The sequence below is a fragment of the Clostridium brassicae genome (assembly GCF_026738875.1).
Taxonomy (GTDB): Bacteria; Bacillota; Clostridia; order Clostridiales; family Clostridiaceae; genus Clostridium_H; species Clostridium_H brassicae.
In genome coordinates this window covers 53,056-67,837 of sequence record NZ_JAPQFJ010000008.1, presented here as the reverse complement: position 1 = coordinate 67,837, position 14,782 = coordinate 53,056, and the positions used below count along the sequence as shown (strand labels likewise).

Annotated in this window: 16 protein-coding genes; 1 reads left to right on the top strand and 15 read right to left on the bottom strand. The window is 29.9% G+C overall.

Annotated elements, in window-relative coordinates; all coding sequences use genetic code 11:
- Positions 1-358: 358 nt before the first annotated feature.
- The 14 genes from OW729_RS09175 to OW729_RS09110 all read right to left on the bottom strand — a co-directional run bounded on the left by OW729_RS09175 (position 359) and on the right by OW729_RS09110 (position 12,854).
- Positions 359-1,543: an acetyl-CoA C-acetyltransferase gene (locus tag OW729_RS09175; protein WP_268061195.1), complete on the bottom strand. Its 1,185-nt coding sequence runs from the start codon at positions 1,541-1,543 to the stop codon at positions 359-361.
- Positions 1,544-1,663: 120 nt separating this feature from the next.
- A complete protein-coding gene (gene wecB, locus OW729_RS09170) occupies positions 1,664-2,779 on the bottom strand; it encodes a non-hydrolyzing UDP-N-acetylglucosamine 2-epimerase (protein WP_268061194.1) in 1,116 nt (371 codons plus the stop codon).
- A gap of 27 nt (positions 2,780-2,806) precedes the next feature.
- Positions 2,807-3,838 carry an MraY family glycosyltransferase gene (locus tag OW729_RS09165; protein WP_268061193.1) on the bottom strand — a complete coding sequence of 344 codons (1,032 nt, stop codon included), beginning with the start codon at positions 3,836-3,838 and terminating at the stop codon, positions 2,807-2,809.
- Positions 3,839-3,868: 30 nt separating this feature from the next.
- Positions 3,869-4,357, bottom strand: coding sequence for a deoxycytidylate deaminase (locus OW729_RS09160; RefSeq protein WP_268061192.1), 489 nt, complete (start codon positions 4,355-4,357; stop codon positions 3,869-3,871).
- A gap of 417 nt (positions 4,358-4,774) precedes the next feature.
- Positions 4,775-5,404 (bottom strand): uracil phosphoribosyltransferase, encoded by a 630-nt coding sequence (gene upp, locus OW729_RS09155; RefSeq protein ID WP_268061191.1) that lies wholly within the window; start codon positions 5,402-5,404, stop codon positions 4,775-4,777.
- A gap of 150 nt (positions 5,405-5,554) precedes the next feature.
- Positions 5,555-6,004: a ribose 5-phosphate isomerase B gene (gene rpiB / locus OW729_RS09150; RefSeq protein WP_268061190.1), complete on the bottom strand. Its 450-nt coding sequence runs from the start codon at positions 6,002-6,004 to the stop codon at positions 5,555-5,557.
- Between the two features lie 51 nt (positions 6,005-6,055).
- Complete coding sequence (locus OW729_RS09145) at positions 6,056-6,508, bottom strand: low molecular weight protein arginine phosphatase (RefSeq protein WP_268061189.1); 453 nt, start codon at positions 6,506-6,508, stop codon at positions 6,056-6,058.
- 11 nt (positions 6,509-6,519) lie between these two features.
- Positions 6,520-7,569, bottom strand: coding sequence for an L-threonylcarbamoyladenylate synthase (locus tag OW729_RS09140; RefSeq protein ID WP_268061188.1), 1,050 nt, complete (start codon positions 7,567-7,569; stop codon positions 6,520-6,522).
- Positions 7,570-7,622: 53 nt separating this feature from the next.
- Positions 7,623-8,351 carry a ZIP family metal transporter gene (locus OW729_RS09135; protein ID WP_268061187.1) on the bottom strand — a complete coding sequence of 243 codons (729 nt, stop codon included), beginning with the start codon at positions 8,349-8,351 and terminating at the stop codon, positions 7,623-7,625.
- A 66-nt stretch (positions 8,352-8,417) separates the two neighbouring features.
- On the bottom strand, positions 8,418-8,990 hold the full coding sequence (locus tag OW729_RS09130) for a hypothetical protein (RefSeq protein ID WP_268061186.1): 573 nt from the start codon (positions 8,988-8,990) through the stop codon (positions 8,418-8,420).
- Between the two features lie 24 nt (positions 8,991-9,014).
- The gene (prfA, locus tag OW729_RS09125) at positions 9,015-10,100 is read right to left on the bottom strand and encodes a peptide chain release factor 1 (protein ID WP_268061185.1); all 1,086 of its coding nucleotides are present in this window, start codon (positions 10,098-10,100) and stop codon (positions 9,015-9,017) included.
- 79 nt (positions 10,101-10,179) lie between these two features.
- Positions 10,180-11,037 (bottom strand): peptide chain release factor N(5)-glutamine methyltransferase, encoded by an 858-nt coding sequence (gene prmC, locus OW729_RS09120; RefSeq protein ID WP_268061184.1) that lies wholly within the window; start codon positions 11,035-11,037, stop codon positions 10,180-10,182.
- Positions 11,038-11,052: 15 nt separating this feature from the next.
- Positions 11,053-12,048 carry a DUF1385 domain-containing protein gene (locus OW729_RS09115; RefSeq protein ID WP_268061183.1) on the bottom strand — a complete coding sequence of 332 codons (996 nt, stop codon included), beginning with the start codon at positions 12,046-12,048 and terminating at the stop codon, positions 11,053-11,055.
- Between the two features lie 197 nt (positions 12,049-12,245).
- On the bottom strand, positions 12,246-12,854 hold the full coding sequence (locus tag OW729_RS09110; RefSeq protein WP_268061182.1) for a thymidine kinase: 609 nt from the start codon (positions 12,852-12,854) through the stop codon (positions 12,246-12,248).
- A 220-nt stretch (positions 12,855-13,074) separates the two neighbouring features.
- Here OW729_RS09110 and rpmE point away from each other — a divergent pair, with 220 nt between their 5' ends.
- Positions 13,075-13,281, top strand: a complete 207-nt coding sequence (rpmE, locus tag OW729_RS09105; RefSeq protein ID WP_268061181.1) for a 50S ribosomal protein L31 — start codon at positions 13,075-13,077, stop codon at positions 13,279-13,281.
- 30 nt (positions 13,282-13,311) lie between these two features.
- On the opposite strand, the gene rho is transcribed toward rpmE, so the two are convergent.
- A complete protein-coding gene (gene rho / locus OW729_RS09100; RefSeq protein ID WP_268061180.1) occupies positions 13,312-14,712 on the bottom strand; it encodes a transcription termination factor Rho in 1,401 nt (466 codons plus the stop codon).
- Between the last annotated feature and the right edge of the window lie 70 nt (positions 14,713-14,782).

The window sequence follows — 14,782 nt, the reverse complement described above, 5'->3', positions numbered from 1 at the left end:
ACATTATGTAAATTAACCATAAATCCTTATTAGAGCCCCTTTTAATAAGTTAGTTATTACTAGTAAAAAAAGTTTTAGACACTAGTAAATATATAGCTTTTATATTTTTAAATAGATATATTTAAAATTTTAATAATTGTTTTAAAACATTTTTATATAGTAGCTATTAACTATTAATCAGTTATGACTCATGAGTAGCTAAAATAAGCTTTTATCATATAACTTGTTAAAATAAAAATGGACCTTAATGAAAATTTAATTTTTCATTAAGGTCTACTTTCCATCACATAATGGTGTATAGTTACTATTAATTAGGATAAAATTGCGTAATGGCAATTTTATCCTAATGTATGTTATTTTATTTTTCAACAATAAGGCTAGTTCCCATTCCTCCACCTATGCAAAGAGTAGCTAAGCCTTTCTTAGCTTCTTCTCTCTTTTGCATTTCATATAATAATGTAACAAGAATTCTAGCTCCTGAGCATCCTATTGGGTGTCCAATTGCTATTGCTCCTCCATTTACATTTACTCTATCCATAAATTTATTAAAACCTAACTCTCTTGATACTGCTATACTTTGTGCAGCAAAAGCTTCATTAGCTTCTATTAAATCCATATCTTCTATTTTTAGTCCTGCTTTTTCTAATGCTTTTTCTGTTGCTCCTATTGGTCCTACTCCCATTATTGAAGGATCTACTCCCTTTGAACCATAAGATACTATTTTAGCTAATGGTTTTATTCCTAATTCATTAGCTTTTTCTTCACTCATTATTACTAAAGCTGCTGCTCCGTCATTTATTCCTGAAGCATTTCCTGCTGTAACTGATCCATCTTTTTTGAAGGCTGGTCTTAGTTTTGCTAATTTCTCTCCAGTTGTTCCGAATTTTGGATATTCATCTGTGTCAACTACAACTTCACCTTTTCTTGTTTTTACAACTACTGGAACTATTTCATCTTTAAATCTTCCTTCTTTTATGGCTCTTTCAGCATTTTGTTGAGATCTTAATGAAAATGCATCTTGTTCTTCTCTTGTTATACCATATTTTTCATTAACATTTTCAGCTGTCATTCCCATATGATATTGATTAAAGGCATCCCATAGTCCATCTTTAATCATTTCGTCTACCATTTTTCCGTCACCCATTCTTTGTCCCCATCTTCCTCCTTCGAAGATATAAGGTGCTCTTGACATGTTTTCTGTTCCACCAGCAACAATTATATCTGCATCACCAGCTTTAATTATTTGTGCTGCTAATGATACTGCTCTTAATCCTGATCCACATACTTTATTAATTGCAAAAGTTGGAACTTCTACTGGAATACCTGCATTTACAGATGATTGTCTTGATGTATTTTGTCCTAATCCAGCTTGAAGAACATTTCCCATTATTACTTCATTAACCTGTTCTGGTTTTACACCAGCTCTATTTAATGCTTCTTTAATAACTATACTTCCTAACTCTACAGCTGTTACATCTTTTAATTTTCCCCCAAATGATCCTACAGGTGTTCTAACTGCACTTGCTATAACTACATTTTTCATAATTATCCCCTCCAAATTTAATAGACACTTTGTTAATAATTTATCTATATTATACTCCTTTATTTTGGATTAATCAAGAAACTTTGTTTATTTTTTATCAATTTTTCTAACTATTTTTTCCTATAGGAAATTTTGTAAAATTTCGTTGACTATTTTTATTGATGAATTTCCATCTCCATAAGGATTTATTGCCCTACTCATTTTGAAATATTCCTCACCATTACTTAATAATATATTAGCTTCTTTCACTATAGTATCCTTACATACACCCACTATCTTCACAGTACCTGCCTCTTTAGCTTCTATTCTTTCTGTAACATCTCTTAATACCAAAACAGGTTTTCCTAAATGAGGTGCCTCTTCTTGTATGCCTCCCGAATCAGTCATAACCATATAACATTTTTTCATAAGATTATGTGTATCTTTTGTATCTAATGGAGGTAATAAATGAATTCTATCTATATTTCCTAAAACTTCTTGTGTAGTTTTTTTAACAATTGGGTTTGGATGCACAAGGTATACCACTTCTATGTTTTTATTTAAATTAACAATTTCAATAAGCGATTCACAAATATTTCTAATACCTTCTCCCCAATTTTCCCTCCTATGAGCCGTCACCATTATAATCTTCTTATCATAATCTATATTGTTTAGTTCATTATTTTCAAATACATAATTATTTTTTATAGTATACTTCATTGCATCTATAACTGTATTCCCTGTTACAAATATATTCTTTTCGTCTATTCCCTCTTTAAGTAAATTAGCTTTAGCTCTTTGTGTTGGTGCAAAATGAAAATCAGCTAAAGCTCCAGTAAGTTTTCTATTCATTTCCTCGGGAAAAGGGAAATACTTATTATTAGTTCTGAGTCCCGCTTCTACATGCCCTATCTTTATTTTTTTATAAAAAGCCGCAAGAGATGCTGCAAAAGTTGTTGTAGTATCACCGTGTACAAGTACAATATGTGGATTTTCCTTTTCAAAAACTGCTTCTAAATTTACAAGAACTCTTGTAGTAATACCATTCAAACTCTGATTTTCCTTCATTATATCTAAGTCATAATCAGGCCTAATATGAAAAAGTTCTAAAACTTGATCTAACATTTGTCTATGTTGTGCTGTAACGCACACTTTTGATTCTATATTTTTTTGATTTTCTAATTCTTTAATAAGAGGCGCCATTTTTATTGCTTCGGGTCTAGTTCCAAAAATACTCATAACTTTTATCTTACTCATAAATTCAACCCCAATCTATAATTTTCTTTATTCTCTATGTTTAAAAAAGCCACATTTCCATGCTAATAAAACTATTACTAATATAACAAAAGTAAGTAAAAAATATGATCTTTGTGTACTCATCTGCATAGCTATTATAGATATCCCCCCTAAAACAGCACTTATAAGATACATTATTATAACTACTTGTTTTTGATTAAGACCCATATCTAAAAGCCTGTGATGAAGATGTCCTCTATCAGCTTGCATAATAGGTTTACCATTTATTTTTCTCCTTATCATGGCAAAAAGCGTATCGTATATAGGAATTCCAAAAGCTAAAATAGGAACTGCTATAGCAAAAGCAGTAGCTGATTTTATGGCACCCTTTAGAGATATAGTAGCAAGTAAAAATCCTAACAACTGTGCCCCAGTGTCTCCCATAAATATGGAGGCTGGATTAAAATTATAAGGTAAAAACCCTAAAATAGCTCCACTTAAAATTATTGTTAATATAGCCGCTTCTTGTCTACCATTAAGCATAGCTATAATAAATATGGTAATAGAAGAGATAAATGCTACTCCTGCAGCAAGACCATCTACTCCATCAATTAAGTTTATAGCATTTGTAATACCTACAATCCAAAAAATAGTTATAGGTATAGATATCCACCATTCTAAACGTATAAATAGTCTATTAGTTAGGAAAGGATTTGTAATAATGGATATTTTAACTTCAAACAATATAAGTATCACTGCTGCAGAGACTTGAAATGCAAGTTTTTGCCAAGGTTTAATTTCTCTTATATCATCTATTAACCCGCCTATTACAATGACTGTAGCACCTATTATTATACCAATTTCTTGTTTAGTAAGACTTCCCTCTTTTAAAAACATAGTAATTAAAAAAGATAAATATATTGCCACACCACCTAATAAAGGAATAGGCTTTTTATGAATTCTTCTCTCATCCTTAGGTATATCAATAGCTTTTATGTAAATAGCAAATTTCTTTATAAAAGGAGTTAATATAAGGGATATTGCTGTAGAAACTATCATCAAACTCTTCATGTTATCCATAATTAAATTCTAACCTTCCTTTTGCTAACTTTAATAAGTGCCTTTTCCTATTAAAGAATCATCATTATCTATCCATTCTTGAACATTAATAATTCTAAATTCTTTTTGAGTATCCCTAACAATAACCTTACTTATTCCTGAATTAATGATAAATCTTTTACACAGCAAGCAAGGTTCTGCTTTTTTCACTAGCTCACCTGTATTCATCTCTTTTCCAACAAGATACATAGATCCTCCTATCATGTCCTGCCTTCTTGCTGATATTATTGCATTCTGCTCAGCATGAACAGACCTGCAAAGTTCATATCTTGTTCCTCTTTCAACATTAAGTTCTTGTCTTCTACAATATCCTAAATCCGAACAATTTTTTCTTCCTCTTGGTGCTCCCGAATATCCTGAAGACATTATTTCGTCATTTTTAACTATTATAGCCCCAAAATTTCTTCTAAGACATGTTCCTCTTTCTAATATTGTTTGACAAATATCTAAATAATAATTATGTTTATCTATTCTTTCCATAATATACCCTCTCGAACTTATTCGTAATCTAAATAAAAATGCACAATTACTTATATTTTATACTATAAACGACATAATTTAAAGTGCCATGATAGAATAATGTTACATTGTAACATTATTCTAGGTTTCAGCTACTAGGTGCTAGGGATTAAAAGATAATCTCTAGTTTCCAGTTACTAATGGCTAAAATAAGAACTTTCAAAATTGAATAGCTTGAGAGTTTAATAATATTTGAACTTAAAAGTTATATTTTACTATATCCTTGTTTAGGACAAAAAGAACTCAATAAAAAATTAAATTTTTATTGAGTTCCTTTTTCTTTAATTGAAAGATTTTCTCACACTAAAAAAACTGTTATTTCATATTACTTAGTCATTTTAGCCTCTAGTACTTTAATAAGAGTTATTTAAATCTTTATTATTTTGTTCCAAAAAGTCTATCCCCTGCATCCCCAAGACCTGGTACTATATATCCGTGATCATTTAATTTCTCATCAATACCTGCAACATATATATCAACATCAGGATGTGAATCCATAACTGCCTTTATTCCTTCTGGAGATGAAACAAGGCACATTAATCTTATATTTTGCGCTCCCCTCTTTTTAAGTGCTTCTATTGCATCTATTGCTGATCCTCCTGTAGCAAGCATAGGGTCAGTTACTATTATTTCTCTTTCTTGAATATCCTGAGGTAATTTACAGAAATATTCTACTGGTGTTAATGTTTCTTCATCTCTATACATTCCTATATGTCCAACCTTAGCTGCTGGTATAAGCTTTAACATTCCATCAACCATTCCAAGTCCAGCTCTTAATATAGGAACTATAGCAACTTTTTTCCCAGAAAGCATTTTACATTTTGTTTTACAAATAGGTGTTTCTATTTCTACTTCCTTTAATGGGAAATCACGAGTTACTTCATAAGCCATAAGCATAGCTATTTCTTCTACAAGCTCTCTAAAATCTTTTGATCCTGTATCCTTATCTCTTATTATAGCTAATTTATGCAAAATTAGCGGATGTGCTATTTGAGTTACTTTACTCATAAAAAATTCCTCCTAATTTTTTAAAATATATAATTTTATTTTAAGGTACATTTAAAATGAAATGTTGCTTTTCACAATATTTATTTTAAACTACCTTTATTATCTCTATAGCTATTCTTTAATTATTCATTTTGTTATAAATCAAAATTCTTATTTTGAATATTTCTTTTCAATTTCTGTAATTTTATTAATTCTCTTTTCATGTCTTCCACCTTCAAATTTTGAATTTAAAAATGTATCTACAATATCAAGTGCAAGACCTTCACCTACAACTCTTTGACCCATAGCAAGTATATTTGCATTATTATGTTCTCTTGTTGCATGAGCACTAAAAGTATCACTACATAGCGCTGCTCTTATTCCTGGAACTTTATTAGCAGCTATACTTATGCCTATACCTGTACCACATATTAATATTCCAAATTCATAACTTTTAGTTGCTACTTCTTCGGCAACTTTCAAGCTATAATCTGGATAATCGCAAGACTCTTCACTTAATGTTCCAAAATCTTTAACTTCTACACCTTTTTCTTCTAAATGCTTTATAATCGCATTTTTTAATTGAAATCCACCATGGTCAGAACCAATCGCTATTCTCATATTTAAATCCTCCTCAAATATTTTATCACAAAAAAAGAAGATACTAGTATTTCAAATACCATTATCTTCCTTTATTTTGTTCAATAATAAGCATATAGCTTCTTTAAGTATATCAAAAGTATCCCTATATACCTCTAAATCCCCACCATAAGGGTCTATTATGTCTTCTTTAAAATTAACATATTCACTTAGAGTATATATTTTTTCTTTATGCTGTTGAAATCTTTCTACTAATATATCTTTTATATAGCTTGTCATAGTTAATATTAAATCACATTCTTTTAACATTTCTTCTTTCAATTGAACAGAATACCTATCACTTAAATCAATTGAAAAATTTTCCTTTATTAATAAAGACGTATTTTTTGAGGTTTTACTTCCAGGAACAACAGCAATACCAGCAGAAATAGCTTTAACATTATCTAAATTTGATACTGAATTAAAAATTGATTCCGCCATACAACTTCTACATGTATTACCTGTACAAACGAATAAAACCTGCATAATATACCTCCTCAAACTTTTATTATATCGAATCCAGCTGCCTTTTTTAATCTATTCATAACAGCTATTCCCATCTCTTTTTCTTCAAATGACTCAGATAATATTATATCCACATTCTCATCATCAAATTCTCTTAATACTTTAAATAAGTTCTTTCCTATGCTATATAAATCTTTTCTACTTCCTAAAGACTTAACTAAAGCATTAGAATACTCACTTAAAGTCTCATTTGTTGCCATAACTCCAACTTTCATATTATTGTCTATATAATTTTGCACCATTTCTTTTATTTTTGCAATACTTTTATTCAAATCTCCATCAATAATTTTAACAGGAGCTTTAGGTGCATAATGTCTATATTTCATTCCTGGTGCCTTAGGCTTAAGATTTTTATCAGGCTTTTTCATTATGGCAGGATCTATGTATACCCTATCATCTACTTCTCTTAACATTTCTAAAGTAATTCCACCTGGCCTTAAAACACAAGGTGGATCTACAGTACAATCTACGATTGTGGACTCAAGTCCAACATTACATCTTTCTCCACCAATTATATATTCAATTTTACCATTCAAATCTTCAACACAAGTTTCTATATCTGTTGGACTAGGTCTTCCTGATATATTTGCAGAAGGAGCTGCTATAGGAACTCCTGCTTCTCTTATAAGTTCTCTAGCCACACTATTTGAAGGCATCCTTATCCCTACACTGTCAAGACCAGCACTAGTTACATAAGGAATAACTTCAGCTTTATTCATTATTATAGTTAATGGTCCCGGCCAAAACTTTTTCATGAATTTTTTAGCTATATCAGGTATTTCTAACACAAATTTTTCAATATTAAAATCAGCTACATGAATAATAAGTGGATTATCTTGTGGTCTCCCTTTAGCTATAAATATCTTTTTTACAGCTTCTGGATCTAGTGCATTAGCTCCAAGTCCATATACCGTCTCTGTAGGAAATGCAACAAGCCCACCATTTAATATCGTCGCCCCAGCTTTCTTCAATATTTCAATATTAGGATTTTCTTTGTCTAATAATTCGATTTTTGTATTCATTCTATTTACCTTCTTTACATAAATACTCTATAAATTCATTACTTTGTATTTTATTATAATAAAATAGTAATTACAAGCCCCAATATTATTCCTATAAAAATACTAAATGTTATGCCTCTTCCTTTTTGTAAATTTAATGCTTCTGGAAGCATTTCACCAAAAATTACATAAAGCATTATTCCTGAAGCTATACTAAGACATGCACCTAAAAGTTGAGAGGATACATTACCTATAAGAACGCCAATCCATCCACCTATAACCGTTGGAAGGGCTGTTATAAATGCATAACCTAATATTTTAAAGCGTTTTACTCTTGCTACCATTAATGGTGCAGATACAGCTATTCCCTCTGGAATATCATGAATTGCTATAAGTAAACTCATCTTAATCCCAAGATCTCCACTAGCAACAAAACCCGCTCCCATTATAATTCCTTCAGGAAAATTATGAATCATAAGGCCTACTGCCGCCATAAAAGCAACTTTACTATGAGTGGTGTGAAATTTTCCCTTTGAAGAGCTTATGACATCAATAAATACAATTATTAACACACCAATAAAAGAAAAAATAATTGCACTAAAAAAATTAATTTTTGTAAATGCTTCAGGTACCAGATCAAACATAACTATTGATAACATAAGCCCTGATGCAAAAGCATTTATATTTCCTAACATCCTTTGTGATGGATTTTTACTAATTATGCCTATAGAAGCCCCTATCATAGTACCAGATAAAGAAAATAATCCTGCTATAGTTGCTATAATAATAAACTTATCAAACAAATTAATACCCCCATTTCTAGTTTATTAATATTTTAGAAAGTGGGAGTTTATTCTTCATTTTGTTATCTATTTGCTTCTATATTCTTTTATTTTTTCTATAGCTTCACCTGTAAAGCGGGCTTTAACACAATACCTATATATAGTATCTATAAGCTCATACTTTTTATATCCGCCTCTATTTATAATTATATAATAATATTTTTTCTCTAAATTATTTAGAGTAGCACTAATTCTTAGCCCTTTTGAAATAGCATATTTTTCAAAAAATTTTGAATCTAACATTTTGATGTTTTTATTTCTAAGTCTAGATCTTAGAATAATAAGTATCTTAAAATCTTCTTCCCCTATGCAATGAACAAAAACAACTTTCTCGCAATCTATATAGTATTTTCCCCTAAATAATCCATTTTGAATTCTTAACTTATTATCATATTTAAATTTTAGTGTATCCTTATGAGTACGTACTATAAGCGCAACAATTATCAAAATTTCAATTATAAACAAATATAATATTATAAAAAAAGAAAACGTTCTATTTAACAAGACTGTAGTAGGCAAAATGAAAAAAATAAAGCCCATAGATAGCCAAAACCTTTTAATAGATTTTTTTTGCTTCCTAAGTGCTTTACTTATATCCATATCTACCCCTCTAATTAATTATATTTATATTTCTTCACTATTTCCCATAGCTTTCATTTTTTCTGCTTGTTCTGCCGTTATTAAACCATCTATAATTTCATCCATATCTCCATCCAAGAACGAATCTAGTTTATATAAAGTAATACCTATTCTATGTTCTGTTACCCTTCCTTGTGGATAATTGTATGTTCTTATTCTTTCACTTCTGTCTCCTGTACCAACTTGACTCTTTCTATCTGCAGCTATTCCTGCATGCCTTTCTGCTTCTGCTCTTTCATACAACCTTGCTTTTAAAACTTTCATCGCTTTTTCTTTATTCTTAAGCTGGGACTTCTCATCCTGGCATGATACAACTAATCCTGTTGGAAGGTGAGTAATTCTAACCGCAGAGTCCGTAGTATTTACACATTGTCCTCCATGTCCAGATGCTCTAAATACATCTATTCTTATATCATTTGCATCTATTTCTACTTCAACATCATCAACTTCTGGAAGTACAGCAACTGTTGCAGTAGAAGTATGTATTCTTCCGCTCGATTCAGTATCTGGCACTCTCTGAACTCTATGTACACCACTTTCAAATTTCATCTTACTATATGCAGCATCGCCTCTAAGCATAAATACCACTTCTTTGAATCCACCAATATCAGTTTCATTAGAACTCATAAATTCACTTTTCCATCCATGACGTTCAGCGTATCTTGTGTACATTCTGAAAAGATTTGATGCAAATAAAGCTGCTTCTTCTCCACCAGCACCTGCTCTTATTTCAATGAAAACATTCTTGTCATCATTAGGATCCTTAGGAAGCATTAATATTTTTAACTCTTCCTCATATTTCATTTGTGCTTCTTCAAGTTCTTTTATTTCTTCACGAATCATTTCTTTTAATTCTGGATCACTTTCTTCCTGAATCATTTCCTTATTAACTTCTAAATCATCTAACGCTTTTTTATATTCTCTATATTTATTAACTATGACCTCTAACTCAGCATGCTCTTTACATAATTTTCTCCATTCATTTTGATTAGCCATAACTGATGGGTCACTAATTTTTATAGATAATTCTTCGTATTTATTTTCTATAAACTCTAGTTTATCTAACATCACTATATCACTCCGTATTCATATTTTCACATTTAAGTATTATAACATAAAAATATAGTTGTTGACAATTAACAGTCCTACTCTATTCAATTTTTAATTTTGCCATAATAACTCTATCAAATCCTGCTAAATCCTTACGGCATGTTATTTTTTCAAAACCATTGTTAATTAAAATATTTTCAACTGAATCTTTTTGGTCATGCCCTATTTCAAAACCTATCATTCCACCTTTTTTTAAAACATCTAAGCTCTGCTCCACAATCTTTATATAAAAATCCAAACCATTTTCTCCACCACAAAGAGCTATATATGGCTCATAGTTTTTAACATCATCCATAAGAGTTGGAATTACATCCTTTTTGATATAAGGTGGATTAGATAGTATCAAATCAAATTTTCTTTCTTCTTGTATAGCCTGTGTTAATAAATCATTCTTATATACTTCAACTCTTTTTCCAAGGTTAAACTTGTTTATATTGTCTAAAGTAACCTCATAAGCAATATCTGATATATCATAACAACATATTTTTGTATTATCTAAAATTTCCCCTATAGAAACCCCAATAGCTCCACTACCGCAACAAACATCGCATATTTCTGTATATCCATTTTCTTTTATATTCTCTATAGCCATTTCTACTAAAATTTCCGTGTCTCCTCTTGGTATAAGAACGCCTTCTTTTATGTTAAATTCTATCCCCATAAATTCACACTGCCCTAATATATATTTTACAGGCATCTTATTCTTCCTCATATCTATAAGGCTAAAATACTTATCTACTTTTTCCTTATCAACTTCAACATCTCTATTTAAAATTATATATAATTTATCTTTTTGCAAAACTTTTTGAAGCAAAAGCTGAGAATCTAGCATATAAGTATCTATATTTGCGGATTTTAAAATATCATAAGCTTTCAGCAACAATTGTCCTATTTTCAAAATAACACTCCTCTTTTAAATTTCCAGGTTTAAATCTTTATCTAAAATATCTCTATCTTCACTCTTCTTATAATTTAATTTATCTTTTATACTTTCTACCGTTTCTATACCTTCTGCCACTTTCAGAGATATTATAGCTACCTCTAGCTGCTGTAAATCAGGTTCTTCAGTAGTAAGATTTTGTAACTTTAGTCCTGGATAAGATAATATTTTAGAACATTTACCAGAATTTTTTCCCATCCATTTTATAATCTCATAGGTAACACCTGAAACAACAGGCAAAAGGACTACCCTGTACAAAACTCTTTCTCCTATAGAATTCCATGGAGTTAATGAAAATAATATTATACTAACTATCATAACTAAAAATAAAAAATTAGTACCACATCTTGGATGCAACCTCTCCTGTTTTTGAGCATTTTTAGGAATTAGCTCCATATCCCTTTCATAACAAAATATAGTCTTGTGTTCAGCTCCATGATATTGAAATACCCTTTTGATGTCTTCCATTCTTCCTATAAGATAGATATATGTTAAAAATATACTTACTCTTATAATACCTTCGAAAATGTTTAATACTAAACTGTTATATATACTTACCTTTTTAAGCGCATTAGCTACAAAGGTTGGAAGAATAAAAAATAGTAAAACTGAAAATATCAAAGATAATACAAGAGAAAAACCAATTACCACATCATTAGTCTTATCTTTAAATATTCCTTCAATAAACTCATCAAACTTAGATGTTTCTACGTCATCATCGTCTTCAAAAAATGAAGCTGAATAGTTTAATGTTTTAATTCCTATTATTAAAGAATCGACCAAATTTATAAAACCTCTTATTATAGGAAGAGAAAAAAATTTATACCTCTTAGAAAGAGGAATATTTTCTTCTAAGTTCACTTCTATTTCTCCATTAGATTTTCTTACTGCGGTAGCAGTCCCTTTACTTCCTCTCATCATTACTCCCTCAATTACAGCTTGCCCGCCTACAGAACAATTTTTTTTCATAAACCCACCTCTTTCTATTCACAAGAAAGTTAATTTATATTTTTACATATATTTTAAAATCATATAGCCTTATAATTATATAAATTCAACAATATCTTAAAAATATATTCATATATTTATGTATCTTTTAATGATACAATAATTATTTGTATTTTTCAAAATAATTTATAAATAATATTATTAAGTAACTGTAAACTTTAAAAATCTAGTTTTTTCTTTTTATATTCCCTTTCGTATTTAAAATAACAGTTTGCGCAAAGAGATTGATATTCCACATTATCTTGTTTATCTATAGCAATTTGTTCTCCCTCAAATACAAACTCTCCATTTATCATTCTTCCATTTAAGATAGCTTTTTTACCACATTTACAAATAGTCTTTAGTTCCTCTATACTATGCGCTAAAAGTAATAATCTTGAACTTCCTTCAAAGCCATTCATCTGAAAATCCGTACGAAGGCCATAACAAATTATAGGAATATTCATTGTTACCGCTATTTTAAACAATTGATCAATTTGTTCTTTTTTCATAAATTGTGCTTCATCTACTAAAATACAGTCTATCCTCCCTTTTTTATCAACCCAATCTTTTACTGATATATAAACATTCCTTTCTTTTTCTATAAGCATGTCCACTTTTTTACTTATCCCTAGCCTAGAAATTACTTTATCTCCACCTTTGGTGTCCGTTTTTGGCTTAATTACTATAGCCTTCATTCCTCTTTCTTTATAATTGTGGGCAACTTGTAATAAATTGGTTGTTTTACCACAATTCATAGCCCCATATCTAAAATATAACTTGCTCATATTTTAATGCCTCCATTATTTTAGTTATCATATTACCTCACTAATTTATTTTACATTTAGATTAATAATAATTTCAAGTTAAATATTTTGCATATTATTTAACCAAAAGTCCCTTATATTATTGATATTTTATAAACCCTATGTTATAATCGTAAGAGTTGACAAAGCGGTTTGAATTATTCTGAATAAAAGAATAATGTTGTAAGCGAGGTGAAATGAAATGAAGGAAGGTTTACATCCAGAATATTATCATGATGCAGTAGTTAAATGCGCATGTGGAAATACTTTCACTACAGGTTCTACTAAAAAAGAACTTAAAGTAGATGTATGCTCTCAATGCCACCCATTCTATACAGGAAAACAAAAAATGTTAGATACAGGCGGAAGAGTAGAAAAATTCATGAAGAAATACAACTTAAAGAAATAGTAATTTTCTTTATAAGAAATGGGAAAGATTTTATCTTTCCCATTTTTCTTTACTAAACAAATCTAAAAACTCTCTGTTGTTCTTTGTTTTATTCATTAATGTGATTAGCTTTTCAGTTACATTAGCCACATTTCCTTCATTATATAATACTTTTCTTATTCTGAAGGAAGCTTCTAACTCTTCTTTAGAAAGTAATAGATCCTCTCTTCTTGTTCCAGACTTATATATATCTATAGCTGGGAAAATTCTTCTTTCTTCAAGTTTTCTATTTAAATGAACTTCCATGTTTCCTGTTCCTTTGAATTCTTCAAAAATCATGTCATCCATTCTACTTCCAGTATCTACTAATGCAGTTGCTAATATAGTGAGGCTACCACCTTCTTCAATATTTCTCGCTGCTCCAAAAAACTTTTTAGGCATTATTAACGCCCCTGGATCAAGTCCTCCAGATAAAGTTCTTCCTGTAGGATTAATAGTTAAATTATATGCTCTTGCCAATCTTGTTAAACTATCTAATAATACTATTACATCTTGACCTTGCTCAACCATTCTCTTAGCTCTTTCTAGAACCATGTATGCAACTTTAGTATGATGTTCTGGCTCTTCATCAAAGGTTGAGTATATAACCTCACCATTAATAGACCTTTGCATATCCGTTACTTCCTCAGGTCGTTCATCTATTAATAATACTATTAATTTTGATTCTGGATGATTTCTTTCTATACTATGTGCTACTTTTTTAAGAAGTGTAGTTTTACCCGCTTTAGGTGGAGCAACTATTATACCTCTCTGTCCCTTACCTATTGGTGAAATTATATCCATCAATCTCGAAGATAAGTCTAATTGATCAGTTTCTAATCTAATCCTTTGTGTTGGATAGATAGGCGTCAAAGTTTCAAATTTTTTTCTTCTTACAGCCTTTTCAGGATTTTCTCCATTTATTTTTTGAACATACAAAAGAGCTTGAAATTTTTCTCCTTCTTTAGCCGTTCTTACTTTACCCTCTACTTCATCCCCTGTCTTCAGATTAAATCTTCTTATCTGAGAAGGAGAAACATAAATATCCTTAGGTCCTGTTAAATAATTTTCGCCTCTTAAAAAACCATAATTATTATTTTCTATTATTTCCAAAACACCTTTAGCTGTTTCAGAATCATTTATCATAGTTTTTAAGTTTTTTTCTTTTTCTTCAGTATTATGTTCAAGTTCCTCGTGAGATATATTGTTTTTAACTTCTTCTTTATGTACATTTTTAGGACTAATTTTTTCTGTTAACGTAATACCGTCTTTATTTATAGATTTGGGATATTTTTCCATTATATGTTGAATTAATTCTGCTTTTTTAAGTTTAGAGCTACCTTTAATATCGAGCTCTTTAGCCATCTGCTTCAGCTCGACAACCGTCATGCTCTCTAAGTCTTTATTAGCCAAACATAGCACCTCCATATTAGTTTATATTATTTATATAAAAATTCGGGAAATAATTGACAGAGAAATATCT

Bases quoted from the DNA above. Each gene is read 5' to 3' on its own strand.
- OW729_RS09175 (WP_268061195.1), bottom strand. From the start codon at position 1,543: ATGAAAAATGTAGTTATAGCAAGTGCAGTTAGAACACCTGTAGGATCA.
- wecB (WP_268061194.1), bottom strand. From the start codon at position 2,779: ATGAGTAAGATAAAAGTTATGAGTATTTTTGGAACTAGACCCGAAGCA.
- OW729_RS09165 (WP_268061193.1), bottom strand. From the start codon at position 3,838: ATGGATAACATGAAGAGTTTGATGATAGTTTCTACAGCAATATCCCTT.
- OW729_RS09160 (WP_268061192.1), bottom strand. From the start codon at position 4,357: ATGGAAAGAATAGATAAACATAATTATTATTTAGATATTTGTCAAACA.
- upp (WP_268061191.1), bottom strand. From the start codon at position 5,404: ATGAGTAAAGTAACTCAAATAGCACATCCGCTAATTTTGCATAAATTA.
- rpiB (WP_268061190.1), bottom strand. From the start codon at position 6,004: ATGAGAATAGCGATTGGTTCTGACCATGGTGGATTTCAATTAAAAAAT.
- OW729_RS09145 (WP_268061189.1), bottom strand. From the start codon at position 6,508: ATGCAGGTTTTATTCGTTTGTACAGGTAATACATGTAGAAGTTGTATG.
- OW729_RS09140 (WP_268061188.1), bottom strand. From the start codon at position 7,569: ATGAATACAAAAATCGAATTATTAGACAAAGAAAATCCTAATATTGAA.
- OW729_RS09130 (WP_268061186.1), bottom strand. From the start codon at position 8,990: ATGGATATAAGTAAAGCACTTAGGAAGCAAAAAAAATCTATTAAAAGG.
- OW729_RS09115 (WP_268061183.1), bottom strand. From the start codon at position 12,048: ATGAAAAAAAATTGTTCTGTAGGCGGGCAAGCTGTAATTGAGGGAGTA.
- OW729_RS09110 (WP_268061182.1), bottom strand. From the start codon at position 12,854: ATGAGCAAGTTATATTTTAGATATGGGGCTATGAATTGTGGTAAAACA.
- rpmE (WP_268061181.1), top strand. From the start codon at position 13,075: ATGAAGGAAGGTTTACATCCAGAATATTATCATGATGCAGTAGTTAAA.